Origin of the sequence: Micromonospora sp. NPDC049081 (genome assembly GCF_040648835.1) — a bacterium.
Taxonomy (GTDB): domain Bacteria; phylum Actinomycetota; class Actinomycetes; order Mycobacteriales; family Micromonosporaceae; genus Micromonospora; species Micromonospora antibiotica.
In genome coordinates this window covers 1-26784 of the sequence record NZ_JBEZEK010000005.1, presented here as the reverse complement: position 1 = coordinate 26784, position 26784 = coordinate 1, and the positions used below count along the sequence as shown (strand labels likewise).

The window sequence follows — 26784 nt, the reverse complement described above, 5'->3', positions numbered from 1 at the left end:
GTGACCAACGTTCACCCCTTCCCGAGCGATGTGGCCAAATTCGTCATGGCGATCCGTACGGATCTCGGTATGACTCAGGCGGCGTTTGGCGCGATGACGGGCCGGTCCGTGCAGAGCATTCGTCAGTACGAGCACGGCCTGCGTCGTCCACCCGCCATCTTCTTCCACGACCTGATCGAGGCCGCACCCGAGTGCCGACTTCGATTCAACGACATCGCTATCACCTTCAGCTACCGCCCCATCGACTCCTCGGACCCGGCGCGCTACACGTCCATCCATGACTTCTTCACCGGCATCCGAGTTCTCAACGGCCGCAGCCGGGCCGGGTTCGCGGCTATCCTGTCCGTCTCCGCGCCGCACATCGCCGCAGTTGAACACGGAGCCAAACCGGAACCGGATATCGTCCAGCGTCTCGCCCTCCGCTTCCTACGACCCACCTACCGCTACGCGGACGTTGTTCGACGGTTCCGCACCCTCCGCCCCAGCACGCTCGACTTGCGCTTGCGCCGCAGGTTCCAACAACTTCGCAGTCCACAGACGGACGAGAAGCAACGCGGTCAACTCCGTGCGGACCTCATCCGAGACAACGCAGACCTGGCCCGCCAACTGGCGAAGCGGGAGGCGCGACGCCTGACCCAGCCGGGTGATGCCGCCGAGGCATGGACGATTGCGCTGGTCAAGGCCGTAGACGGGCACGATCCTCTCCGCGGCGACTTCGTCCCCTACCTACGGAAGCGCATCTTCGGCGAGGTACAGCAACAAGCCGGATGTGAATGGCAGTCCGGAACCGCCAAAGCACTACGAGGCATGGCCACCCGCGTCTGTCGGGCCCGGGACGACCTGCGTCAACAGCTTCGACGCGAACCCACCCCGACCGAGATCGCCAGGCACCTCGCGATGCCGGTCTCCGCGATCACCGACGCGCTGACCGCGCTCTCCGTCCGCCGCGCGCAGCCTCTCGACAACGACATCGCCGCACCCGCCCCGCGAACTGCAACCATGAGCTTCTCGACCACGATGCGCCAGCGCCTCGAGCTGCTTGACGAGCACCTCCGCGCCGCCATCGAACTACGGTTCCGCCACGGGCTCGACCTTGCCGAGATCGCCGACCGCATCGGCGGCGACGCCCACACCGTGGACAGCATGCTCAAAGCAGCCCTGCTTCAGCTGCGCGAACTCCACCCGCTCGGACCGCACGGCCACCGTCCGCTACGGCCAGCGCTCTCCTGATCCGACCAGTCGGCGGCCAGTACAGAGCGGTCGTCGCGGAGGCGCCATCGAAGAAAGGAAGGCCGGACACGGCATCCTGGTCACCACCTCATGGTTCACACCACGCTCCTGGCAGAAAGCCCGTGAGCACGGACGAATCGAACTCATCGACGGCAACCGCCTCACCTACCTGATCAAAAAGCACCTCGGCAAGGACGTACTGACCGGCATCAAGCGCCCGCGGACCGCGACAACAGAACCAGACGATGCCAGCGCGGCGATCGCCAGTAGCTGAGACAGGCGAGGGAACGGCAGCCCGAATCGAGCAGTCGCATCAGGGCGTGGTGAACGGGCACGCCTTGTCGCCGACAGGGCGCTGCTCTTGGTCCGACTGTCAGGGTTGTCCCTCCTCCCCGCCGTGACCGAAGAACGGCTCGGGAACAGCGTTCAGCGGCATAGCGGCAAGCTCATTTGGTGACGGGAAGTACGCGTTGCGCGTGGGCGAAGACCGTTTCAGCCGTTGACCACTGGATCCAACAAAGGGCTGGGTGCACCGTGCCAAGTGATTGCTAGTACATCTCGGGCGCGGGTCGCGGCAACGAACAGCAGCGACCGGGCCTTGCGTTGCTCGAGCTCGTACCGCTGCGGGTCGGACCGGCGGTAGCGTTCGATGTAGGGACGTGGGATCGCGCCCTTGCGCACTCCGATGATCGCCAGCCGCTGATACTCAAGGCCCTTGAATCGGTGCATCGTCCCCACGTGAATCTCGCCGTCGCCACGCGGCCCGTCCTTAGTGAGCTCGGCGCAGGTCAGGCCGCCCTGTTTCTCCAGGTACTCGATGACCTGGGTCAACTGTTCGTGATCCGCGACCGCGACCGCGACGTGGCCGGACGGGTCTTGGCGGGCGCCATCGTCGTCCGTCGAGAGTTCGTCGCGCCATCCCTGTAGCAGGGTTCCGACGCCGGCCAGTTCGCCCGGCCAGTTCTGATATCCCAGGAAGGTCGGTGTGGGGCCGTGCAGCACAGACCGGTATCCGGAGAGGTTGTCGACGCCGTCGTCGAGATCGTCGTAGACGGTCTTGTTGCCCTCAGCGATCCGGAGGGCGTGTACCAGGATCTCGCGGGTGGTGCGGTAGCTGAGTGTCAACCGACGTGAGCGGCCCCGAATGTTGATGCCCAGCGCACCCAAAGAGACCTGGTGATCATAGATTCGCTGGTGGGTGTCGCCGGCGATGAAGAGATCATTCGGGCCTGACTCAACCATGGCGCGCAACATCTTCCAGTGAGCGGCGCGCAGGTCCTGGGCTTCGTCGACGACGACGTGCCGGTACCGGTACACGAAAGGCCGGGAGCCGGAGCTGTCTTCAGCCGTCGCAGGCGAGCTCCGGTACCGCTCCGCTGCGGCGGCGCGTTCGATCTCGAAGCGGGCGGCGCGTTCGGCGGCCTGGCCCCAGGTCTCGGCGCCGAGCTTGTCCAGGCGAGCGGCGAACTGCTCGATAAGCTTCCAGATCTGGCTGCGTTCTGGGCGGGTGAGTGCGCGGCCACGCCCGCCTCGTCGGGCGCTGAAGTAGTCCGACCGGCTTGTCAGTGCCTGGCCGAGAATAACCTGCTCCCATTCGTCGAGGAGAAAGTCGGCCTCCCAGCGCTTTTCGTCGAGTTCGAGGAGGAGCTGCCGCATCTCGATCATGGCTGCCTGATCGCTGATGCGCTTGCGCCGGTTGCGCTGGTCGGTGTTTTCACCGATGACGCGGGCGGCAAGCTGGTCGATGTGCATGACGTCAACCCTCGCCAGCAGCCCCGGTTCGCTTATCAGAGAGGTGAGGCGGAGCCGCAGGTCGGCAGCGAGGTTGGCGGTGAAGGTTGTGAGCAGAATCTGCACGCCGTCGTCGGTCAGCTGCTCGACGAGATACTTGACCCGGTGCAGAGCGACGACGGTCTTGCCGGTGCCCGGACCGCCAGAGACGCGGGCCGGGCCGGTGTATTCACGCCGCGCGGTTTTGGCCTGGGTCGGATGCAGGTAGTGCTTCCAGCTACGGAAACTGCCCTCGTCTAGGGCAGCCTGCACGTCGTCGTCGATCGACGAGACATTCGTTCGGCTGACCGCGGTGGAGATGTCGGCGAGGTCCGGCTCAGTTGGCAGTTTCACCGGGCGGGTCACCTCTTCGAGCACTGAGTCGATGCTCATCCCTGCCGCGAGTCCGTAGAGCACATCCTTGGAAAGCAGCGGTGCACCCGAGACGAGTCGGTCGAGTTCCTCATCAGTAGTGACAGCCAAGGCTAAGTCGATGAGCTGCTCGGCAACGCCGAGGTCGCGGAGTTGGTCGGCCGTGTAGGCACCGAGTAGGGACGGCCGGTCTGGAACCTGATCGGGCTCTCGAATGGGAGCCGGCGTTGGAGCTACATCATCGGGCTCGGCCGGGGTGAGCGTGATCCCGGCACGCTGCAGGGAGCTGTCGCCCATCACGGCGAGGTCGACGAACTCCAACTCTCCGGTGACGCGGTTGACCGCGACCTGGAGTTCGTCGTAGACGTCCTTGCGGTGCCGGACCGCGACGATCAGCCAGTGCTGGCGGCCACGCTCGTCGGTCTCGACCGGAATGAGCAGTGCCCGATACGACTGATTAATCTTGGCGCGGTGGATACGGGAGTCGCCCTTGAGCTTCTTCAGATCCAGGCCGGGCTGATCTGGGTTCTTCCGAAACCGGTGGCAGAAGTCGTAGAACAGCCCCTTGACCGTTCGGTCGAGCTTGTAGAGCTCTTCCTCGGCCTTGTAGTGCAGGCTGAGTCGCGCGGTCATGACGCGGAGTCTTCCATGTCGGGCAGCAGGTCTTCGAGTTCGTCGAGGTGTTGGAGCCACTCGGCCGCGGTCCGCATCGTCCAGCCTTCCTCGGCGTATGCCTCGTTCCGGTGTCGTGCGTCGGTGTCATCGCCGTGCAGGGCCACTACTGCGATCTTGAAGTTTGGCAGGAGCCAGGCGAAGTCGACTTGCCAGCGGCCGGCGCCGAGTTCGTAGCCGAACACGGGTGCGCGTTTGCCCCGGTCGGCCAGCCTGCGGGCGAGAACACCGAGATCACCGCCGTGTTCTGGCTCATCGTCGAGGATCTCCAGGATCTCGTCGTCCCACTGGTGGTCCCGTGGTCCGGACGTCGCCGCAGCGGGTTTGTCGACGCCGACCGTCGGCTTCGGCAGCGGCGGGCTGTTCAGCGAGTCGAGTTCACCGACGCCGCCGCAGACAAGAAGGGTGTCAAGGTCGAATTCGGCGGCGGTGCTGTAGGCGAGTTGGACTCCGTCACCGCCGGCGTACGCGAGGAACTGGGTGAGGTTCGTCCAGTAGAGCCACGAGCGCCAGCGCCGCCAGTGGCCATCGCCGGTGAGTGCGGCGTCACGGTCGTCGAGAGCCGCGAGCGCCGTCCAGCGCGGGTGGTCCGGATCCTTGGCGTCTAGGGTGACAATGATCGGCAGCCCGCACTGATCGTGTGCCCGGAAAGCATGCAGCGTGGCGTCCGGCTCCCCGGCAGGCGGGGGCTGTTCGGGTTGACCAGCAGTGAGCCCGTTGAGTTCGGCACGGAGTGTCCGGGCCAGTTCCCGGCGATCGGTCGTCGCCGTTAGTAAAGCAGTTCCTGGCTCGGCCAGCAGTCCGGTCACCATGGCGCCCGCCGCTGACGCCCACCGCTGCTCGTCGGGGTCTCGCAGGTAGGCGATCAGAGAGCTCACCGGATTGGTGTAGATCATGCCGGTCAGCTGGGCCCGGTTGCCGTCGAACTCCTCGTAAGCATCTTTGGCCTGCTCCTGCGCCGTTCCTGAGTACGGCGGCCAGACCGGCCGGGTGGAGGTCGGCCGCTGCTCGAACAGCTCGATGTCGGACCAGGTGACCTGGAAGACACGGTGGCCCTCGGCGCGCAGGACGGTCCGCTGCCGGGCGTCCGACGCGATGCGGTTGTGCTCAGGGGTGGCGTGGAACCGGAAGCCCTCCAGGTAGACGGTGACACTCTGGCTGGGACCGTCCACCCGATTGAAGGTGAAGTCAGTCCTGGTCCGGCGCAGCTGCTGCTGGGCAGTCATCCGCCAGTGGACCAGGTCGGTGCCGCGGGCAAAGCGCAGGTGTCCGCTGGCATGGCCGTCCTCATCGAGCGATACGTCGTCGGTAACCGACACCCAGCCGCGCAGCAGGTCGAGGAAGCGCTGTTCGAGGTCGGATTCGAGCTGGCCGTCCAGTCCGATCTTCCGGGTGTTGGCAACCGGTTCGGTCTCCCACCCGTCGTCGAAGAGCAGTGAGCTGATCATCCGGAGCGCGATGTTGCGGGAGACAAGGTCCTGCTGCGGCTCGGGGGTATACCGGTGCAGGCAGCGATGGCAGGCCCGGCGCTGTTCGTCCTTGCACTTGCAGTCGAGCAGTGCGGCGTGTGCCTTCAAGAGCACCTTCTGGAAGTCTTCAGCCTTGGTGAGCCGGTCCAGGTAGCCGGTGCCTCCCGGAAGCCGGTCGTAGAGAACCAGGAACCAGCGGCGTTCCCCGCTTGCCTGGTCCGGCATGGAGGCGACGGTGGTGTCCAGATGCTGCGGGTCGCCGCCGAAGTGCAGGTCCACGCCCATCCGCAGCGCCGCCCGGAAGGAGTGCACCCGGGTGTCGACGTCGGCAGCCGCAGCCGGAAGGAGGATGCGTAGCGCCTCGGTCCGCAACTGGTGAGCGAGCAGGACCTTCTCTTGCGTGATGTTGTCCGGCTTGCCCCGGCGCAGCGGGCACCATGGGCGGTGATTCTTCATCTGCGGGTTACGTGCCTGGGAGGAGGTGAGAGCGTCCGATTCGAGATTGAAGACCGGCTGGCCATCCGCGCTCGTTGCCCCACATCCGGTGCAGACGTAGAACGGATTAATCCGTACGGTGTGCCCGGCGAAGTCGTCCCGCGGCGGCGCGTCATAGCGGGCCGGCCCGACGTTGATGCGCCGGATCATCGCGCGGCGGCAGTAGTCGACGCCGAACGTCTGGTGCGCGTGCCGCCACGAACCGGGGGCGATCTCGTCGTCGGGGAAATCGACCGCGTCAACGACGGTGTAGAAGCGACGATCGCGTTCGTCCTTGTCGTCCCGGATCCGGGCGTCTTCCCGCAGGTCACGCGAAGTCACGGTCGACGGCTCGACGATCTGGAAGAGGCAGCCGTCGTCGGCGATGTAGATGCTGTCGCAGCGGGGGCAGGCAGACCGGTCGTGCACGGCGTCTTCCGTGCGGACGTACCCGCAACCCGGGCAGACGCGCCAGTGATGCCACTCGGGCCGGCCAGACGTGACGATGTCGATGCCGGTGATCTGGTGACGGTAGCCGTTGACGTAGAAGGTGTTGCCGGGGGCGAACTCCTCCAGGGCGTATCGACGGGGCCTCTGGTAGCTCACCGGTTTCGACTTGTACCGGGGCGTCTTGCCGTCCTTCGGGCTCACACCGTCCGGCCCGTACAGCGTGGCGTTGAGTGTGGTGACCGTGTCGACCAGAGCGTAGTTGGGCAGCAGGCCCAGATCGCACAACGCGCCCTGCGCGGTGGTGTTCCCGAGGTCCATCAGCCGTTTGCCGAGCGCACGCCGCTCGGCATCCAACATCGCCTTCTCATCCGCCCCGTCAGGGTCGGAGTCGTGCAGCTCGTCGTAGGCCTCGCTGATCGTGCGGATCCGGGCCCGCAACCCTTCGTCCTGGCGTCGCCACTCCCGCTCGGCTTCCTCCAGCGCCGCCCGCAGGCCGTGTGACGCGTACTCGATAAGATCGTTACGTGCATCTTCGGTGACACCGCGTGGCAACAGGTCGGCGCCGTCGTCGCGGGGAAACAGCCGAAGGAACCCCGCCACGAGTTCGGCAGCTTGGGTGACGGCGACCTCGATCAGGTCGACCAGATACCCGGACGGTCCGAACAGCGCGTTCACCCGGTCCGGCAGCGCCCGCAGTACGACGCCGTCAGGGCGGGCAAGGCGGCCGGTCGCGGCCAAATCGAGAAGGTGAGCGAGGTACTGCCGGCGCAGGATCTCCACCGCAGACAGGTAACAGCCCGGCGGCACGATCATCCCGGCGATGAGTTCCTTCGGCTGGTCCAGGAAATACAGGTCGCGCCGGGAGCGATCGGCGATGGTCAGCAGGAACGCGTTACCGGTACGCCGTCCGGCACGTCCGGTCTGTTGGGCGTAGCCGGCCGGGCGACGGGGCAGCGCGGCAAGTACCACAGCGGAGAGGTCCCCGATGTCGATACCCATCTCCAGCGTTGGCGTGCAGGACAGGACGTTCGGGTTCTTGAACGCCACTACGCCCGTCTCGTCGGGCTTGCGGCCCTGCTTGAACGCCTGCTCGACCCGTTCCCGCTGTTGGCGGGTAAGCATGCCTGTGTGTTCGGCGGTGTTCACCTGATAGGTGCCCGCCTGCCGGTAGAGCCGGCGGTAGTAGTCCTGGGTGTAGTCACGGTCACGCTGGTGGCGCCCGAGTTCCATCGGCCGGTTGCCGGCAATCAGGCGGCCGGTGCGGCACCGATAGGCCGGGCAGCGCTGGCCGTGCCACTGGTCGAGCAGTGACGGATGCACCGTCTGCTCCCAGAAACAGACAGGGCAACGTACGAAAGCCTCCCGCACCTGGCCGTCGTCCAGCAGCAGGGCTTCGACGTTGCCCGGCTGCAGACCGTAGATGCGGGCGGAGGAATCATTCGGGGTACGAACTGACAACAGCCCAGCCGAGGCCAGCTCAGGCAGCAGCCGATACCAGAACTCCGGGATGACCTCCCGTGCCAGCCCGAGAGTTCGTCCCGCCCACCGCTCGTACCAGGACAGCCTGCCGGAGGCCACATCGAAGTCACTGCCGTTCTTCGGCGCCGCGAGCAGAAACTTCGGTGCCGCGACCCGGTTCGGAAACGCTCGCATGCCCTGCGGACGCTGTCCCCAGACGAAGTACCGGCTCGTCCCGGCCTCGTCGATGTACTTGCTCAGCCACTTGTGCGAGACAGCGCCGCGGCTGCGAAGCCGTTCCAGAAATACCCGGACGAAACCCAGGTAGGTGGCGTCGTCGGCCTCCATGATCGGCAGGCCGTCCCGGCCCAGATCGAGGTGGATCTCCTTGACCATGGCCGTCACGGCACCCGGATCGGCGAGGTGGATGTGCGCCGCCGCCGTGCGGGTGAGCTCCAACGTGCGGCCGTTGCGGGAGCGGAACCCGAACTCCATAAGCGTCTCGAACGCCAGCCGCTGCCCGATCAACTGCCAGGTTGCGATATCGCCACCACGCCCACGGCCGGACAGCAGGCGGTCTACACCGAGCAGGCCATGTAGATCCGGAGGTACGACCGCAGCGAGGGTCTGCGGATCGGTCGTCGCAGACACCACGTCAGCGATCAGGTCGTTCAGAGCGGTGGCGGACTCCTGGCGCAGGTGCGCGGCGAGCAACGCCCGCAGAGAGAAGGTGTACGACCGGTTCGCCACGAAACCGGCCCGATGCGCCGCGTCCTGGACCGAGTCGTTGAACATGAGGGTCTTGTCCTCGAACGCCTTCTTGTCCAGCTCCCCGGCGGTGAACAGCTGCGTGATCGCCGCTGCCGCCAGCGCTGCCGCACCGGTACCGAGGAAGCGGATGGCGTTGCGCTCACCGCACGCCGGGCACCAGTCCTCCGCCGCGGCCGTGTTGGCCGTCGAACCAAGGTTGACCAGCAGGAACGTAGAGTCCCGTGCGGTCAGCGCGGGTTGCCCTTCGTCGTTGTAGTCGGAGCCCGGGTCCGGCAGCCGCAGCCGCTGCCGGACGGCGTCCAGCACCATCAGCGTCCCGCCAGAACCGTGTGCCGCCGACGGTGCTCCGACGCGCTGGCCGGCGTCGCGCATCGTGTTGCGGCCAGCGCCCTCGGCGGCCTCCCGGTCGGTGGCCGCGATCAGATAGCGGATCCGGACCTTGTCCTGCCCCGTCGATGCCCGGCGGATCTTATAGCTGTCGAACTGGACATCCCAGTCGTCGCTCTCCGGCGAGAAGACCGCCCAGCCGGAGCGACCACACTCCCGGCAGTAGACCGCCGGCAGGAACAGGTTCGCGGCCTGCCCGGCGGTCGCGGTCGTCACGGGTACCGTTACCACGCCCTGATCGGTGCCGGGATCGCGGGTCCCGGCGACGTCCCACCGGAACTCCGCCTTCGGCCACGGCAACACCCCACGCAGCAGCCGGGTCACCGCCCGAGCCCACTGGTGCACCTCGACATGCACGAACGGCCGGAGCTCGCCGGGCGGAGACTGAGGATCACGGGCGTACGAGAGCAGCGCCACGAACCTGGCCAGCGCCGCAGCGGCCTTCTCCGGCTGCCGAGTGATCGCCGACGACCAGCTCTGCGCGCCGGCACGCCACATTAGCCGTAGCACGTCCGGGCCACTCTTCACATCGCCCTCGAGAGCGATGAGCAGCGCCTTGGTGAATAGATGCCGTTTGAGTCGCCTTCCGAGCTCGATCTGATCCAGATCGTCGACACCGGTCACAGCATGCGCCAGCAGCAGGAGCGCATCGTCGCCGCTGGTGGGGTCCGGCAGAGCGAGCAACTCGTCCGGCGTCGGGGTCGGCAGGATCACCTCCTCGTTCGGTAGCTCCCCGATATCGCGCAGTGGGATGAACTCGTCGATGGTGAGGCGATCCTCACCGACGATCGCCTCAGCGGTGAATGGGCTGCCGAACACCGCTGTCGCCACCTTCAGCAGATCCTCGATGGCTCGCTCGTCGGACGCCGAGGCGAGCGTCGCCGAGGTGGCCACCGGGCAGATCGGGCCCAGCGGGCGGCCCTCCTCGGCAGCGTCCACGACGGACGCGAGCCGGCGCAGCAGCATTGCGACGTCGGTACCCTGCGCGCCGTCGTAGGTGTGGAACTCGTCCACCACCACATAGCGAAGGTCCGCCCCCTGCCACAGCGGCGCGTCGTCGACCCGTTGAAGAAGCAGGTCGAGCATCTTGTAGTTGGTGATCAGGATGTCCGGCGGGGTCAGCTGCATGTCCTGCCGCCGGGTGTAGACCCGTTCGTACTGGATCGCGGCCCGGTCACCGATGTAGAGACCGGCCGTCACCGTACCCAGCTCCTCGCGGTGCCCGAGAAGCAGCTCGTTGATCCGCTGCGCCTGGTCGGTGGCGAGCGCGTTCATCGGGTACAGCAGCAACGCCTTCACCCCGGACCGCCCGGCCGCCCGCTCCCGGCGACAGTGATCGAGGATCGGGTAGAGGAACGACTCCGTCTTACCGGAGCCTGTGCCCGTAGTGACCAGCGTCGGCTCCGGCACGTGACCATTCGCCGAGCTCAACCGGGCAAAAGCCCGAGCCTGATGGGCATACGGCGTCCAGCCCTCCCGCTGCCACTCCAGATGCTGCTCCCAACCAGGTGCCGCCGTGGTGAACGGAGTCCTGATCCGCAGGAACGGCCCACGGAACATCCCCGACGTCTCGTTGCCGAGGAATCGGTGCAGCGCCTCCCGGGCACCCTCGTCGGCCAACGCGTAGGTTGTCGACAGGTACTGCAGCAGGCTCTCCTTCAGCCCGCGCGCCTCCAGGGTCGGCCTCACTGCTTCGCCGCCTTCCGCGCGACCAGATCCCACTCGCCGCGAGCGATCGCCGCATCCAGCCGAGCCTGGAACACCGTGTGCGCCGCTGTCATCTCAGCCACCCGGTCCGCCTTGTAGAACGGCGGCGTGAAGCCCTCCGGAGGCGCAACGGTCTTTGGCTCGGACTTGTCGTTCTGGTACGCCTCGAACTGCGCCCAGCTCGCCTTCGTCTGTCGTTGGCCGATAGTCCGGGCATTGCCGGCGAGCTTCCACCCATCCGCGTCAAACCAGGTCACGGCCTCGTACTTCTGCAGAACGGGGAAGCGACCACGGTAGGCAGCAACCAGTGCCTCGGCGCTCATACCAAGCCAGACGGCCACAAGAGCATCGATCTCGACCAGCGCTGCTCGCCGGTCCCGTTCGCTCCGCAGCGGCGTTTCCGAGGTCCACTCCGGGCCGACACCGCCCAGCGGTTGTGCCCCAGCCCAGTCCCGTGCCCAGGTCTCGCTGGCTGCCCACCCCGGGTTGTACAACTCGGCCCACAGATCCCGGTAAGCCGAGGTCAAACAGTTGAGCCGAAGCGTTCGAAGAAGGAGCGCACCTACAAAAGGATGATCTTCATCAGGCGCCGGCATGGCCCTGGAACCCGCCACCCGCAGGTCTCCCCGACCGGTCGCCCTCAACAGATAGTCGAGAGGAAGTGACGCCCAGAAGCCGGCCGCCAAGACGTTGAGCCGGTTGTTCGGCATCGTCAGGGTATGCATCGCGTCGATGTGAGCAGGCCCAGGCGGGATGATGGCTGCGTAGAGGGCGCGTTCGGTGTTCGGGGCGATCTGACGACGCCAGGCGAGCCGGTAGAAGTCGACGTAGGGTCGGCGTGACTTCTGGATCAGGATGGCGTCGATCTTCTCTGGGTCGACGTCCGACTCTGGGATGTTCTCAGCCTCGGCGATCAGTGCCCGTGCGTCACCGAGAGCCTCCGCGTCCAAGCGAAGCCGCGCCAGCTCGACGTGATCGATCCACCGGTCATGAGCGTCCCGGTATGCGTTCTTTCGACCGGGAGCCACGACGTATGCGGTGTCCGGCACAAAATCGGTCGGCAAGCTGACGAGATCGGCACCGTAGGGATCGTTGCTGTTCGCATCGTGCCGCTTGAACACAGGCGTAGCGATGCTCAGTTGGGTTCCCTTCAAGATGATTTCGCCCCAACTTTTTGGCTGACGCTCTCGTCCTGTGTTCGGATCCGGCCTGTTGTAGTCGATCAGCCTCATTTTCTTGGCCCCGGACTCGTGGAAACCGGACGAAATCTGCGGTTCGAGCGATCCAAGCCTGAGGGGGTAGATGGCCAACGCTTCGATAGCGGATGCCTCGGCGGTGCTTACCGGGAACAGCAGTCGCGCCTGGCTGATTGGCCGATGCTCCTCGTCGAGCAGTTTCCGCCAGACGCCAAGAACCTCCTCGTTTACGGTCACGACCCGGCTCCGGTGGGGTCGCTCATCGAACTCGCGATTCATGAAACGGATGCCCGGAACGTCCCCGGAACCGTCGTGGTCGCCGGAGAGCCGCAGGGCGTCGGCCGACACTAACCACGAGAGATGGGCGAAGCTGATCTCTCTCTCGCGGCCGTACACATGAATGCCGAAGTGGGCCGTGTCGCCGACCGGACGCGGGAAAAACCGCTGACCCGAGTTGACAAAGTCGCCGTGGATGCGGAGCCGGTGATACGCGGCGGCTCGCAGTGGCCCTTCCTTCTCGCCGGCGAAGTGGGTGTCCGGGTGCAGCATGCCAGCGGTCCCTCGGCGCGACATGTGCGCCCAGATCTGGCACATGAAGGCACGGTAGAGATCCGGCTGGGTACCAGCCAGCAGCGGGTACATCTGGGGCGCCCCGAGGAGTGCGACCGTCGCGCTGTTGTTGGTCAGTTCGTCAAGAACGAATGCCTTGATGTCCGGTTTCGTGAGTAGATCGCGGCGACGGCGTTCCTTGTCGGACTCGGATGGCCGGTCGGCGAGTTCGAACCAGGGCTCGTACTCGGCCATCACCGCGTCGAAGTCCCAGCGGGGCCGAACCCAGGGCGGGTTGCCGACCTGGAGGTCGAAGCCGCCTCGCTCGGTGAAGATGAGCGCGAACTCCAACTCCCAGTGCAGGAAGCCCTGCCGGTCAGCGATGTCGCGGACGACCCGCAGCCACGGGAATCGGTCTTCCGGCGGCTTGGTATCCATGTTCAAGAATCCGGACAGGGACTTCTCGAAATCCTTCAGCTTGTCGAGCGTGTCGTAGGCGTCGAGAAAACTGTTCTGCGGGACGGCGGCGGTGCCGAGAACTGCTTCGAGGAAGTCGAGCCAGTCGTCGAGGTTCTTCAGGGGAATGACTCGGCGCAGTGCCGGTGCCGAGGACTTCGGGGCCTTCACGGGCTTCTCTTGGGGCTGCTGCGGTACGGGTGCTGGCTCGGGCTCCAGACCCCAACCAAGTTCGTCGAGGGTCGTCTGGTCACCGTCCATGGGGAAGAGCGTCATCGGTCGCGAGATCATGCGCCGGGCAACTGGTGCCGGGGGCGCAACCGCAGTGGTTGGCGCCTGCTGTGGCAGTTCGGCTGGTGACTCGGTGCCGGGAACCGTGGTGTCGATCAGGCTGGCCAGGCTGGCACGGGTGATGCTGCCACTGACCTCGTACTCCTCGTCGGTGCCGTCGAGCAGCCCGGCCTGGTCGGACGGCCAGAACCAGAGGGCACACCAGGCGTCCATGACCAGCTTCAGCCGCCAGTACGGGGTGTCGACTGCCTCGAAGAGGTCCCGGAGCACGTCCTCCTTGGGTGTTGATCGCTCTTGCTGGTGCAGGAAGCCGTACTCGGGTTCGTCCGCCCCAGCTCCCCAGATCGGAATCCGCCGGGCGATGTTCTGCTCGGACATGTCCATCCGCTTGACGACCGCGGCCCAGAGGAACTCGACTCGCCGGGCGGCGTCGCGGAGTCGGGTGAACTGGGACGGCTTCTCCTGCTGCGGCTGCTGGGTGCGGGCGACCAGTTTCGGGGTGCCGTCCGCCTTGAGATGTGAGGTGTTCCGCGTCGGCCGCTGGAGGATGCCTTTCTTCCAGTCCGCGAGCTTCTTGTTCTGGTCGGTAGAAAGCTGTTTTGCCTCGGTGTTGCCGGCGACAGCGGCCCAGCCCGGCGTGGGCAGGAGAAACTGGTGCACAGCGTCGGCCGGCAACGGCTGGGGGTCGCCGTACTCATCGCGCATCGGCAGCGGAGTCGGGACCAGGGTTCCCTTGGCCTTGAGCCACTCCTTGGCGGCGGAGCAGACGTCGTCGGCAGCGTAGATCGCGCGCCGGGCACCGATCAGCGAGTTCCCACGCCGCAGGTGCAGGCCGAACCAAGGCGCGAGCATGCCTGGGTGCATGGTGTTGAGCCACAGCGAGACCTCGGCCAGCTCGACGCCGGTTGGGTTGAGGTCGACGCCATACGCGTTGTGTAGAGCGATGTAGGCCTTGACCCGCTGTTTCTCGGTGAGCACCTGCCCGGACGGGATGGACCGTCCCAGTTCGTCCTGCCGGCGGCGCAGGTATTCTTCGGCGACCTGGTTAATCGCCTCGTTGAGGAACGCGCCGGAGCCGAGCGCTGGTTCGCAGAGCCGGTACGACAGCAACGCCGCCGCCCGGGTCTTGATCGGGTTGCCGCCAGCGTCGCGTTCCTGGTCGAGCCGCTCCTTGAGCGCCAGCTCAACCGTGACCTTGGTCAGTGACTCCGGCGTGTAGTACGAGGCGGAGGTTTCCCGCTCACGGCCGGATAGCCGGTAGACGAACGAACCCTTTGCGTACTTCTTGACGCCGCGCAGGCCGCGCCGGGCGTCGGCCTCGTTGTAGCGGACCAGCGTCTCGTCCGGGTAGTCCTGCTGGCGGTGAGCGGGCACCAGCCACGAGCCCTCGTCTGGGTTCCCTTCGCGGGCGACCTCGCAGAGTTCCTCGTCGGCGATGATGCCGGTGTAGGACATCAGGCCCTCGTAGACGGCGCCGAGCTGGTTGATGCCGAGGTTACGGTAGGAGACAAAGCCGCCGCGCTCGCCCTTCTTGCTCTGTTTCATAGTGAGCAGGCGCAGCACCTGGTGCAGGGCGGCGTTTCGGGGCCGTAGGTCGAGCCAGCGCGGATCTTCGACCTCGTCACTGCGCGGGTCGAGGGTGCGGGTGCCGATCAGCCGGATGGCGCCCGGTTCGAGCAGGGTACTGCGCAGCGCTTCGAACCGCAGTCCGTGATCCTCGCTGCGGCGTTCGGCCTTCTCCTTGCGGGTCGCCTCGTCATCGCCGGGGAGGTCGTCGTCGGGTTCGGTGCCGTACTGCCGGTGCCCGAAGTTGACCTTGTTGAACAAGAGATCGAGGGACGCGTACAGATGGAAGCCGTTTCTCGACTCCTCCTCGACGAGCTCTTCGTCGAGGGCGCACCGCTCCCGCAGCCGGGCCATCGAGTAGCCGCTCTCGTAGCTGCCGTCGTCGGTCGGCAGGATGCCCAGCTCGGGCCGGGCCTCGGCGTAGAGCAGGAAGAGGACCCGGTAGAGGTATCGCAGGCACTCGCGGGTCAGTTCCCGGGCGAACGGCAGCTTCGGACCCTCGATGTCCTCCGGGCGTACGTTGTTGCCCGGCTCTGCCATGCGGAGCAGAACCTCGTTGGCGAGGATCTCGACGGAGCGTTGCAGGCCGTGCCGCAGTTCCTTGGAGACGCCGACGGCGTTGGTGCTGGAGTTCTTCAGCAGTACGTCGATACGGCGGGTCGGATCGTTGTCGCCGGGGCGCAGCATGTCGCGGCTGAACAGGGCGGCGATAGTCGATAGCTCGCCGGTCTGGGTCCGGTCGTAGCGTTCCAACGCCGTGTCGAGATTCGCGGCGAGATAGCGCCCCTCGGCCCATGTGCCGCGGTCGGCGAGGATGATCACGCCGCCGTGCAGCAGCAGGACGAAACGCGGGTGGGCGCCGCCGGGACCACCCATCTCACTCTGGAACAGCCACGATGCGAGCGCCGGCCCGGTCTCGTACTTCTCGGACCCGGTGACGTGCAGGGGATGCAGCAGCCGCCCGGCACCGTTCGGGTCGAGAGCCGCGTCGGCGTTGCCGGTCCAGCCGCAGTCCAGGGCGATGATCTCGTCGGTGTGCAGTGCGACAGTGACGGTGTGGTCGCGGCCAGCCCGGTGCGCGACGAGTTCGACAGGCTCGGGCTCGAAGCCGAGTGCCCGCAGCACCTCCTGGTGCCACTCAGTCAGCCGCTTGCGCCACTCCGGGTTGTCGTAGGTGGCCAGGCGGATCAGGTCGTCGTTGTCGGCCTCAGCCGCACCGGCGAAGTAGCGCCGGCCGTCCTCGCCGAGGTAGCTGCCGCGCAGGCCACGGATGAGCTCGCGCGGTGTACGCCGCGGATCGTTCTCGTCGCCCTCGCGCCCGGTCCAGGCCGCGAATATCCCTTTCCGCAGGTCGGCGTCCAGGTCTTCGGCCAGGTAGTGCGCGGAGAAGTACTCGCCCCGGTTGGTGAGTGAGTCGTAGTCGCGGCTCATCGGTGTGTTCCCTTCACCCCGTCAGCGAGCGGTTCCAGCACGGCCAGCAGGCGCAGCATCGGCGCCCCGACCGACTCCAGCGACGCCACCAGCTGAATCAGCCGCTCAGCCGTGCTGTCGACCTGCCGGTGATCCGGTCGCGGCCCGGCAAACAGCGCCTCCTGTTTCCACGTGCTGACCTTCTTGCGGTACGGCGCCAGCGCCTCCTTGATGCCCTCGCGGTAGCTGCCCTCGATCTCGCTGAAGTAGCGGCCAGCTTCCTCGATCGCGTCTGATACCAGCTTCGTCAGCCCGTCCAAGTCACTTGGTACCGCGCGGGCCGGCATCCGCGGACCGAGACCGTATTCGGCCAGCAGTGCTGGAGTCAGCTCCCGGGTCTCGGGGGCGTCGGGTAGCCCGGTGACCGCCATCCACTTGACGATGGTCGGCCGGCCGAGCCGGTTCGATGCGATGCCTTGGACGAGGAAGACCGGCTCGGTCACACTCGCGGTCAGGACTGGTGCCTCATGCCGGCCGACCTCGACGAGCACCTTGTCGGTGAGCCAGTCCAGCACCGGGTGAACGTCGGTCATGTAGGAGACCGTCGGCCATTGCGAGTCCGAACTATCCCGTGCGGCCGTCAACCGGTTGTCGGCGAGACCCTTCGAAAAGGTGATGCGCAGCCGGCCGGGCGAGTCCGGGCCCGGCAGGATCTGCTGCTCCTTCAAATACGAACGGGGCAGCGACCGCAGTCGGTACAGCAGGTCCGCAGGCGGCTCGAACGCGATGGTGCCGTTGTCGTCGCGGTAGAGCGACAGTTGGTCCTCGGGGTTGGGCCGGCAGATCTGCCGGAGACCCTCGTCGAAGTAGTCCGCCGTCGAGGTGAAGAGTGTCAAGACCTCCGCTCTGCGGATTTCCTTGCGTTCCGGGACAGCGCCGACCTGGCCGACGAGCTTGGACAGGAATCCGGTCCGGCCGGCGCGGGACTTCTTGATCGACTGCTCGACGGTACGGCCGGCGACCAGGTCCTTGATCAGGCGATCCTCTTCCTCCGACGCCCGGTACAGGCCGGTCACCGCCTCCGCAGAGCCCTCGATCTTGTGGGCTTCGGCTTCCCTTGCCAGCAGCTTCTCGCCGACGAGTCGGTCATCCAGAGGGCGTGCCGCGCCAGACTCCGGATCGGTCCGCCATGGTAGGTCGCTGGTGAGTACAAGTGCCCGGAACTGCGGTGAGTGTTTCTGCCCGTACCGGTCGATGCGGCCGTTGCGCTGCTCGATGCGGATCAGTGACCACGGCAGGTCGTAGTGGATCAGGATGTGGCACTGCTGGTGAAGGTTGACGCCCTCGGAGGCGATGTCGCCGGTGAACAGCATCCGGACTGGGGCGTCACGCAGGCCGAACGCTTCGACGATGCGCTGTTGCTCCTCATCCGAGGTCGACTCGCGGTGCATGACCTGCACAGCACCATTGAAAGCCGTCCAGGGTTTGCGATCGGTGACCTCGCCGGCGGTTGGAAACCCGAGCACGGCGGGAACGGTCTCGGCCAGCCAGATGAGCGTCGGGATGCGTTCCGAGAAGATCACAACTCGGGTATCCGAGCCCGGTCCGACGCCGAGTTCACGCAACTGCGCCACCAGGGCGGTCAACTTCGACGCGTCCTCGTCCTGGATGTGCTCAGTCAGCTCTTGCAGGGTCAGGAGCGCTGTCCGCTCCGCAAGGCGCGCCTGATCGCCCGGCTTCTCGGCCAAGGACGTGGCGATCGTCTTCAACCGCGTCCGGATTGTCGCCAGCAACGCCCGGTGCGAGGAGAGGAACGACTTGAGCAGCTGATACGGCACCAGCTGATGGGTGCTGACCGAAGTACCGCCCTCGGCCGGGATCCACCGCTCGATCAGTTCCGCGAAGACTGCGGTCTCTGCCGCGCTGGCCCGGACGTGCACTGGCGTCGACGGCCCGCGATCCGGCCAGGAACCGGTCAGCGAGTCGCGCACCTCAGGCGAGGTCTTCGTCCGGCGGATGTAGAGATGCTCAAGCTGGTCGACATCGTAGTTGCTCGGATCGGCGATCGCAGCCTCGTCCAGCATGTGAATGAGCTCGGCGAACGACTCCGCTCGGCCGTTGTGCGGTGTGGCTGACGCGAGGATCAGCGCGTCGGTCTTGCGAGCGAGCAACCGGGCCAGCTCGTTGTTCTGGGTGCCCCGGTTGACCAGGTTGTGCGACTCATCGATGACGACGGCGTCCCAGTCGGTCTGCTCCAGATGATGGGCGTAGACGGCGCTCTTCAGCGTGTCCACCGAGATGATCGCCCGCTTGAAGTACGCGAACGGGTTACGTCCCGCCGGAATCTCACGCTGCACCCGCTGGATGCCGGTCGAGTCCAATCGGACAAGCGGGATGGCGAACCGCGTCCACATCTCCCGCTGAAACTGCTCCAGGATGTGCTGCGGCGTCACCACGAGGATCCGCTCGCCGCGACCGCGTCGGATCAGTTCGGCCAGCAAGATACCGATCTCCAGGGTCTTGCCCAGGCCCACCACGTCCGCGATCAGGATCCGAGGTTGCGGGTTCTTCATCGACAGCGCCAGCTCAGCCGGCCGCAGTTGGTGCACCTGCGGATGCATCAGGAACCCGTCTGCGAGCGCGAGCCCGTGCTCGGTCTGGGGCAGCGCAGACTTGCGGAATACCGCCTCCAGGAACAGCCGGGCCCGCCGGTGGTTCGCCGAGTCGTCTGCCACCAGCTTGGTCTCGCGCGGATCGAGGATACGGATGTCGTCGAGGCTCTGATAGAAGATCGCTTCCTCGCCGCGAACGAACGGCGACACCCCGGTGACCTCGATCATCCATCTGTCGCGCCTGGTGAACGTGCTCTTACGTACCAGCCACTGCTCGTCACGTACGAGTACCTGCGACCCTGGCGGGAAGCCGGCCGACACCTTGCCCTCGCCGGTTGCGGTCTCGGCCTCGATATTCACTCTTGCCCCGCTCCTCGTTCTGCTGTTCGACCGCCCTACACCCTGCTACAGGGTCGGTTGAGCCGCGTAGGCGGCTCGCAACTCCGCCGCCACCCGGCTGGACGCCGGCCGTCGCGGTGGACGCTCCCGAGGCCGAACCGGTGGCTCAGGGGCCTCGGGCTCCGCGATCTGTGGCGCCCCTGCTTCCACCGGCTCGGGAGGCGCCGGAGGCACATCGAGCGGCCCATCCGCATCCGAGCCGCCCACAGCACTCAGCTCGTCGAGCCTTGCCTCGATCGACGGCGACGGCACTTGGCCCTCCCGCAGACTCGGATTTCGGCCGGCGGTCCTGCCGATGAGAGCCAACCGTGCGTCGGCCGGGCTGATGGAGGCGTCCGCCAGCAGTTCGGCACAGGCGGCAGCCACGTCGGAGATCGTCGGACGTTCCTCGGCCTTGAAGGCGAGCATCTTCCGCAGGAGTGGGAGCAGACGGGCGGGGACCCCTGTGAGATCCGGTTGGATCTCGGGGTTCGTGATCTGCCAGATGATGGCCTGCCACGATGGCCCGTCGTACGGGTAGTGTTCGGCCGCCGCGTACAGAAGAACGGTGCCCAGCGCGTAGACGTCGGCCGCCGCGGTAACCCGCGGGTTCCCGCCGGCCTGCTCAGGCGGCATGCAGCGCACCGAGCCGATGATCATCCCGCTGGTCGACAGGGAGTCGTGCGACGACGAGGCATCGACGAATGCCGCCAGACCGAAGTCGATGATCACCGGGCCGTCTGCGCCGACTATCACGTTTTGCGGCTTCAGGTCCCGGTGCAGGAGGCCAGCACTATGTACCGCCTCCAGGCCCTCCGCGACGAGCGCGCCAAGGCTCGCCACCAGAGCCACGGGTAGCACCTCGTGCTCGCGTACGTACTCATGCAGGGTGTAACCCGGGACGTACTCCATTGCCAGCCAGGGACGGTCCGCGTAGGGGTCCGCTTCCAGGAATCGGGCGATGCGATTCGTGCCGATCACCGTCCGGGCGACGGCGGCCTCTCGTTCGAACCGGGCGCGGGTGACCGGATCCAGCCGATCACTTCGGATGACCTTCACCGCCACAGGCGAACCCGCGGGCGAGTATGCGAGGAACACCTCACCCATACCGCCGCTGCCGAGCTTACGACTGACCGCGTATCGGCCGATGCGAGACGGGAGCTCACTCATTCGACATTCTGCGCTTTTCCGCCCACCGTGCACCCAGATCCACTCTGGCCAGTGTGCCGAAACGGCGCACCGACCGCGAGCCACGACGCGCTCCGTGGCCAATCAGTGACGTCGCTGTAGCTGAAAAGCCGACGTTCACACCTCTTCAGTCCCTTGACGTCGTCATAGCCCCGTCGCTGCGCCGCCTGATCGAACGGAAGATGCGTGAGGTCCCAAGCGCAACGTAGTTCGGCAAGAGCGCTCCTCCCCAAATGGACACCTGATGAGCAGCTACACGCGCCAGCAGCTGACCACCGTGATGCGGTTCCCACTCGTGAGACCTCCGCCAACGAGTGGGAACCGTGAGGGGCAGCAGCAGGCGGCCCGCCCCGCGGTGACAGGCGGTGGCCGGCTACCCCCTGCTGGCGGTGCGATGGCTTAAGCATGTCCTCGCCATGGTAGAGACCACCTCACCACCATCGCTCAGCACGCTGAGCAATACGGGACTGACTACGGGTGGTGTCGTTGGATAGGGTCGGCGCCAGAGATCGCGGTCCATCGGTCCCGGGGAGACGTTGGCATGGAGTCGGTGGCGTCGGCCTTCGGTCGGGCGGTGACGGCCCATCGAGAAGCGGTATCGCATGCGGAGGCCGCCCGTGCGCGGTTGCACGCTGGTGCCGGCGGGGACGGCGTGTCAGCGCAGGCCAGTGAAGGTGCTCGGCGTTTCGCCGCCGGTATGCAGCGAATGGCCGAGGGACTGACGCCGGGCTGGCTCGGTTGCCGGCTGGACGCTGCTGCCGCGAGCCTTCCGACAGGTGTGGATGCGGCTGTGGTTCGTCCACTTCCTGTTCGGCTGGGTGAGGCATCCGCAGTCGCTGGCAGCGTCTTCGGTGTCGTCGTGCCGTTCCTGGGTGCCGGTCATCTGACCATCGACAGCGACGCCCGCGATCCGTCCGTAGCACGGTGGCTGCGCGGGTTGCTGCTGCGAGTGCTTGCGGCGTTGCCGGATGGGGCGCTTCAGGTCACGGCTGTTGACGGGGCGACGCTCGGTGCGGTGTTCGGTCCGTTCCGCGCGATGGTGGAGGCGGAGGCCTGGCGGCGCCCCGCGATCGATCTGCCGGGTTTCCAGCAGGTGCTGGCGGAGGCGGAGGAGCGGATCGAGCGGGTTCAGGCCGGCGCGGCCGATCCGTCGGTGCTGCTGGTGTGTGTCGCGGCGCTGCCGCAGGGCGCGGGGCGTACGGAGTGGTCGCGGTTGGCGGCGATCGCGCACGCCGGTCCGGCCGCAGGTGTGTTCCTCCTGGTGGCCGGCTATCCGCCGCCGCAGCACCCGGGGTTGGAGGCGGTGCCTCGCTTGGAGCGGACGACGCATCTGGCGGCGGCCGGCAGCGGATTGTTCCGGGTCTCCGACCCGCCGGGTCCGTACCGGTTCAGCGAAGACGGCACGGGCTTGGCGGTGCCGATGCGGCTGGACGGGGGCCCGCCGGACGAAGTGGTCGAGACGGTCTGTCGCAGGTTGGCGAAAGCGGCGCGGGTACAGGCGTCGACGGACTTCGCGGCGTTGATGCCGACCGAGACTTGGCAGGAGTCGTCGGTCGGCGGGCTGCGCACCGCGGTGGGTCGAGAGGGCCGCGCCGAGTGCGTGCTGGCGCTGGATGATGCGACGCCGCACTGGCTGGTGGGTGGTCGTACCGGGTCGGGCAAGACGGTCTTCCTGCTGGATCTGCTCTACGGTCTGGCCTCGCGCTACTCCCCGGACGAGTTGGGCCTGTATCTGCTGGACTTCAAGGAGGGGGTGTCGTTCTCGGAGTTCACCCCGACGGCGGTGGATCCGTCGTGGATTCCGCACGCCCGCACCGTGGGTATCGAGTCCGATCGGGAGTACGGGCTGGCGGTGCTGCGGACGTTGTCGCGGGAGATGACGCGACGGGCGACTGAGTTGAAGCGGGCCGGGGTGACGAAGCTGGCCGACCTGCGGGCCGGGCGGCCGGATGTGGCGATGCCGCGGCTGGTGGCGGTGATCGACGAGTTTCATGTGCTGTTCGAAGGCAACGACGCGGTGGCCCGGCAGGCGGTGGCGCTGCTGGAGGAGCTGGCACGTAAGGGCCGTTCGTACGGCATCCACCTGGTCCTGGCGTCGCAGACGATCTCCGGGGTGGAGGCGCTGTTCACCAAGACCGAGTCGATCTTCGGGCAGTTCCCGCTGCGGGTCGCGCTCGCCGGTGGCGGCGGGATCCTCGACCAACTCAACGACGGTGCCGACAACCTTCCGATTGGCGGAGCCGTCGTCAACGCGGCGGCCGGGATAGTGGGAGCGAATCGGGTGATCCGCTTCCCGAATGCCGATGCCGCGTCGGTGACCGCGCAGCGACACCTGCTGTGGAACGCCCGCCCGCCGGGCGACGCGCCACCTGCGGTGTTCGCTGGCTACGCCGAGCAGCATCCTGACGCCGATCCCACCTTCGTCCGCCTTTCCCCGGACGTGCGTCGGCGGCGGGCCCTGGTAGGCCGCGCCGTCGACGTCGGCCTGCCGACCGCCGGGTTCACCCTCGACGCCACTCCAGGTAGCCACCTGGCCGTGCTCGGCACCTCCCCGGTCGGAGCCGACATCCTGTACGCAGCCGCGGTCAGCCTGGCCCGCCAGCACGCCCCCGGCGCCGCCCGCTTCCTGGTCGCGCCGCTTGTCGCCGCTGCAGACGAGGCGGCCGACGCCGCCGTCGAGGCGATCACCGCAGCTGGCCATCCGTGCGAAACGATCACTTCGACCCAGTATCGGACGCATCTGGTCGACCTCGCCCAGCAGTCCGAGCCTGGCGGCGGGCAGGCGACGTACCTGGTGGTGTTCGGTGCCGATGCCGCGACGAACCTCCTCGCGGCTAGCGACCCGACCACCTACCGCTCCGGGCACGAGGACCTGCGGGCCGTGTTGGCCAACGGTCCCGGCCACGGCGTGCACCTGCTCGGCTGGTGGCGCACCCTGAGCCGGTTCAATGACGACCTCGGCCCCACCGGCAGCGGCGAGGTCGCCTGCCTCGTCGCGCTCAACCTGCCCAGCAGCGACATCGGCTCCCTGCTCGACGACTACGCCTCCGAGTGGCAGTCCCGACCCAACCGGGCCCTGCTGATCGACCGCAACGACAACCGCCGCACCCTCATCGTCCCCTACGTACGCCCCGGTACCCTCGACCAGATCGACGACCTCTCATGACCGACCCAGGCACCCCGATGCCCCGCGACGGCGGCTGGGCCGCCTACACCGACCACGCCCGCCGCCTCGCCACCCTGCTACAGAACGAACGCTCACGAGCTGAGCAGCAGGCCGCAGCAAGCCGCAGCGGTCGGGCCGCCCTCGACCAGATCACCCACCGGCTCGCCGCCCAGCGACAACACCTTCACCAGCTCGCCGCCACGCTGCGCCTGCCCGAGCCGCACATCGGCGGCATCGCCCTCAGCCCGGTCCCCGACCCAGCCGAGGCCCTGCGCCGGGCCGCCGCAGCCGCCGACGCGGCCGACGCGGCCGCTGAGCACGCCCACCGGCAGGCCGCGCAACCACCACTGCTGCCCGGGCTCACACCGCTGGCCCGCAATGCCCTCGTCTACGCCGCCGCAGCGACCCTCGGCACCCTCGCCTCACTGCTGATGTTCGCCGTCAGCCCCGACGCCGACCTCGGTGGCATTCCGTGGCAACTCGTGCCCTGGTCGCTGTGTGGGCTGCCCGCGCTGGCGTTCTTCGCCGGCTACCTCACGATCAGCCTCGTCGGCCAACCGCGCATCGGCGGAGGGGGTACCCGGTCCGCCCGCGCAGGCGGAGTGATCTGTTTTGTCGGCATGCCGATCTTGTGGTTCATCTTCATTGCCGCGACCCGAGGCTGAACCCGCAGACGCACCTGCCACCGGTGGCGGGGCGTTGGACACCACGACCCAGGGGAGGAACATTCAGTGGCCACCATCGGAGACATCAAGGCAGGCCTGGCCCACGGCAAATCCGAGGCAGACAAGGCACTCGCCCAGCTCGCCGGCGTCAACGCCCAGGTCGACCGGGCCATAGCCGTGCTCCAGGCCCTCGCCGCCGGCACCCAGCAGCCCGCCGTCATGGGCGCCATCGGCAAACTGAGCGCCGCCAAACAGAAGTTCGGCGAGGGTGCCGGCCTGATCCAGGCCGCCATCGCCCAAACCGAGAAGTACAACGCCGTCCTCTGACTCCGATCCTCGGAAGGTCACCCGATGCCCACCATCATCGTCCCCGTCGGCCTCAACCTCGGCCCCTCCTACCGGTACGTCACCCCGCCCGATCCGACCCCGGAGTACTGGGAGGTGCGGCTCGGCAGCGACTCCGAGGAACTGACCGACGAAGAGTTCCAGGTATGGGGGCGAGCCTTCCTCGACCCAGAGCGGCACGCTCGCTTGGAGGTCAACCGCGAGACACTTCAGCGGGATGTGATCGCAGCCGGCAACGAACCTGCCACCCCCGGGCCGGTCATCGACCGGCTCCTCGGCCGAGGGCTACTGATCGAGTTCGACCCGGACGGTGAACTGGAGAAGGCGTTCCGGCGGATCAAGCTCCATCCGCTCGCGGAAGGCATGGGCAACACCCCCGAGGAGCCGGACCGACGCCTCATCGGCCATAACGGGCAGGCGCACGCGAAGGTCAACTACACCGTCTATGGCATGTGGGCCTACTCTTCGAGCGTCGGCTCGCTATGGGACGCGTGCGCTGACTTCGAGGCGGGTGCGAAGGAGCAGCGCGAGGCCGGCGAGGACGTGGAGGCAGCTACCGCCGCCGAGGTGGCAAGCGAGCTCGCCAAGACTCTTCCGTTGCTGGTCGCGTCTGGCTGCGCATTCCTCGACCTGGCGCGGTAGCTGTCGATGGCCTGGACGAGAGGGCGTGGCCAGCGGGGACGAACCAGGGACCTGGGCAGACCCGGGGCGCGACAGAAAGCTGCTGGCGCGCTGACGGCAACGGTCGGTGCCCTCCGTGACACCGCCATCGAGTCCGCTCGGGAAGGCATCACCAAGGTCAGCGAGAAGGTCGGGAAGGTGGCTGGCGCTGGGATTGCTGTGGCGGCCACCGCAGCAGTCGATGCCGCTGGCCACCAGCCCTCACCTTGGGTGGCGGTGGGTGCTGCGTACGCCGGCATGAAGGTCGGCGGCTTGGCCGGGCGGGCCATGAACGCCGGACTGGATCGGATCACCGCCGGGCGGGGTGGCGGTCCCATCGGTTCGGTCATGGCGGAGTTGAGCATGGTGCTGCAGACGCTCGATCAGGTGGGTCGCGGCATCGCCGAGGTCGTCGACTCGGTGAACAAGGCCCAGGCTCACTTTCAGAGGGTCAGCCGGGGCGGGGGCAACAACCTGCTGAACAGCGCGGTGCGTGCGTGCCGGCAGGCGCCCGTCCGCCTCGAAGAGGGCGTGGACGAGGTCAAGCAGGCCCAGGATCTCGTCGGTAAGCATTTAGTGGCGGTGGCGACGGCCGGTGGCTGAGCACCGGCCGTCACCGCACTCCACCACGCCATGAAGGGTCAGCCAGCCGCCGGGTCGCGCGGTGCCGGTTCGTCGGCTTGCGGGAGCCGTTGGATGCTGGGCTGGCGGGGACCTACATCGCTCTGCTCGTCGTAAATCGGCTCTACCTTCCGCTTGCCCTCGGTCGGCTGCGGGTCTGCTGCACCGATAGGTGACATCTGAGATGGCTTGCCCTGCGGGCGGGCTGGAAGGATGTTGCTGTGCCCAAGCCCTACCCCCGAGAGTTCCGCGATGACGTCGTGCGTGTCGCTCGTGACCGCGAGCCAGGCGTGACCGTCGAGCAGATCGCCAAGGACTTCGGAGTCCACCCGATGACCTTGTTCAAGTGGCTGCGCCAGGCCGACGTCGACGCCGGCGCGAAACCCGGCACGACCAGTGGCGAGTCAGCTGAGCTGCGCGAGGCCCGCAAGCGGATCAGGTTGTTGGAGCAGGAGAACGAGGTCCTGCGCCGGGCTGCTGCCTACTTGTCGCAGGCGCATCTGCCGGGAAAAGGCTCTACCCGCTCGTGAGCGAGCTGGCCGCCGACGGCATCCCCGTCGCGGTGACGTGCCGGGTACTGAACATCGCTCGCCAGCCCTACTATCGGTGGCTCGCCCGGCCCGTCCGCGACGCCGAACTCGTCGCCGCTTACCGCGCGAACGCCCTGGTCGACGCCCACCGCGATGACCCGGAGTTCGGGTACCGGTTCCTGATCGATGAGGCCCGCGCCGCCGGAGAGCCGATGGCAGAGCGCACCGGGTGGAAGATCTGCTCGGACAACGGCTGGTGGAGCGCCTTCAGCAAGCGCAAGAAGCGCGGCAAGGGTGGCAAGGCCGGTCCACCGGTTCACGACGACCTCGTCAAGCGAGACTTCACCGCCGACGGCCCGAACCGGTTGTGGCTGGCCGACATCACCGAACA

At 67.1% G+C, this 26784-nt stretch carries 13 protein-coding genes and 1 pseudogene; 9 read left to right on the top strand and 5 right to left on the bottom strand.

Annotated elements, in window-relative coordinates:
* Both AB0B63_RS10125 and AB0B63_RS10120 read left to right on the top strand, forming a co-directional pair.
* A complete protein-coding gene (locus tag AB0B63_RS10125; protein WP_357016583.1) occupies nt 1-1230 on the top strand; it encodes a sigma-70 family RNA polymerase sigma factor in 1230 nt (409 codons plus the stop codon).
* Nucleotides 1231-1276: 46 nt separating this feature from the next.
* Nucleotides 1277-1504: a restriction endonuclease gene (locus AB0B63_RS10120; protein WP_357017089.1), complete on the top strand. Its 228-nt coding sequence runs from the start codon at nt 1277-1279 to the stop codon at nt 1502-1504.
* Nucleotides 1505-1722: 218 nt separating this feature from the next.
* Here AB0B63_RS10120 and AB0B63_RS10115 read toward each other — a convergent pair whose 3' ends face one another.
* The 5 genes from AB0B63_RS10115 to AB0B63_RS10095 are packed head-to-tail and all read right to left on the bottom strand — an operon-like array spanning nt 1723 to nt 20388.
* Nucleotides 1723-4005: a UvrD-helicase domain-containing protein gene (locus AB0B63_RS10115; RefSeq protein ID WP_357016580.1), complete on the bottom strand. Its 2283-nt coding sequence runs from the start codon at nt 4003-4005 to the stop codon at nt 1723-1725.
* Nucleotides 4002-10742: a DEAD/DEAH box helicase gene (locus AB0B63_RS10110; RefSeq protein WP_357016576.1), complete on the bottom strand. Its 6741-nt coding sequence runs from the start codon at nt 10740-10742 to the stop codon at nt 4002-4004. Before AB0B63_RS10110 ends, AB0B63_RS10115 begins: the two co-directional genes overlap by 4 nt.
* Nucleotides 10739-16249, bottom strand: a complete 5511-nt coding sequence (locus tag AB0B63_RS10105; RefSeq protein WP_357016573.1) for a class I SAM-dependent DNA methyltransferase — start codon at nt 16247-16249, stop codon at nt 10739-10741. The genes AB0B63_RS10110 and AB0B63_RS10105 overlap by 4 nt, the downstream gene beginning before the upstream one ends.
* A complete protein-coding gene (locus tag AB0B63_RS10100; RefSeq protein WP_357016570.1) occupies nt 16246-19200 on the bottom strand; it encodes a DEAD/DEAH box helicase in 2955 nt (984 codons plus the stop codon). Before AB0B63_RS10100 ends, AB0B63_RS10105 begins: the two co-directional genes overlap by 4 nt.
* Before the next feature lie 45 nt (nt 19201-19245).
* Nucleotides 19246-20388, bottom strand: coding sequence for a serine/threonine-protein kinase (locus AB0B63_RS10095; protein WP_357016567.1), 1143 nt, complete (start codon nt 20386-20388; stop codon nt 19246-19248).
* Between the two features lie 559 nt (nt 20389-20947).
* On the opposite strand from AB0B63_RS10095, the gene AB0B63_RS10090 reads away from it, so the two are divergent.
* The 7 genes and pseudogenes from AB0B63_RS10090 to AB0B63_RS10060 form a co-directional block, all read left to right on the top strand.
* Nucleotides 20948-23572, top strand: coding sequence for an FtsK/SpoIIIE domain-containing protein (locus AB0B63_RS10090; protein WP_357016562.1), 2625 nt, complete (start codon nt 20948-20950; stop codon nt 23570-23572).
* Nucleotides 23569-24237: a hypothetical protein gene (locus AB0B63_RS10085; protein ID WP_357016560.1), complete on the top strand. Its 669-nt coding sequence runs from the start codon at nt 23569-23571 to the stop codon at nt 24235-24237. Before AB0B63_RS10090 ends, AB0B63_RS10085 begins: the two co-directional genes overlap by 4 nt.
* Nucleotides 24238-24303: 66 nt before the next feature.
* Entirely contained in the window at nt 24304-24564 is a 261-nt protein-coding gene (locus AB0B63_RS10080; protein ID WP_095563279.1) for a hypothetical protein, read from the top strand.
* A gap of 24 nt (nt 24565-24588) precedes the next feature.
* On the top strand, nt 24589-25224 hold the full coding sequence (locus tag AB0B63_RS10075; protein ID WP_357016556.1) for a hypothetical protein: 636 nt from the start codon (nt 24589-24591) through the stop codon (nt 25222-25224).
* A gap of 192 nt (nt 25225-25416) precedes the next feature.
* Nucleotides 25417-25845, top strand: a complete 429-nt coding sequence (locus AB0B63_RS10070) for a hypothetical protein (RefSeq protein WP_357017086.1) — start codon at nt 25417-25419, stop codon at nt 25843-25845.
* A 239-nt stretch (nt 25846-26084) separates the two neighbouring features.
* Nucleotides 26085-26393 carry a transposase gene (locus AB0B63_RS10065; RefSeq protein WP_076474250.1) on the top strand — a complete coding sequence of 103 codons (309 nt, stop codon included), beginning with the start codon at nt 26085-26087 and terminating at the stop codon, nt 26391-26393.
* A pseudogene (locus AB0B63_RS10060) lies at nt 26390-26784 on the top strand (IS3 family transposase); the annotation flags it as partial. The gene AB0B63_RS10065 and the pseudogene AB0B63_RS10060, both read left to right, overlap by 4 nt.

What these genes read in the sequence shown, in the direction of transcription:
- AB0B63_RS10115 (WP_357016580.1), bottom strand. Translation starts at nt 4,005, where the DNA reads ATGACCGCGCGACTCAGCCTGCACTACAAGGCCGAGGAAGAGCTCTAC.
- AB0B63_RS10085 (WP_357016560.1), top strand. Translation starts at nt 23,569, where the DNA reads ATGACCGACCCAGGCACCCCGATGCCCCGCGACGGCGGCTGGGCCGCC.
- AB0B63_RS10090 (WP_357016562.1), top strand. Translation starts at nt 20,948, where the DNA reads ATGGAGTCGGTGGCGTCGGCCTTCGGTCGGGCGGTGACGGCCCATCGA.
- AB0B63_RS10105 (WP_357016573.1), bottom strand. Translation starts at nt 16,249, where the DNA reads ATGAGCCGCGACTACGACTCACTCACCAACCGGGGCGAGTACTTCTCC.
- AB0B63_RS10075 (WP_357016556.1), top strand. Translation starts at nt 24,589, where the DNA reads ATGCCCACCATCATCGTCCCCGTCGGCCTCAACCTCGGCCCCTCCTAC.
- AB0B63_RS10095 (WP_357016567.1), bottom strand. Translation starts at nt 20,388, where the DNA reads ATGAGTGAGCTCCCGTCTCGCATCGGCCGATACGCGGTCAGTCGTAAG.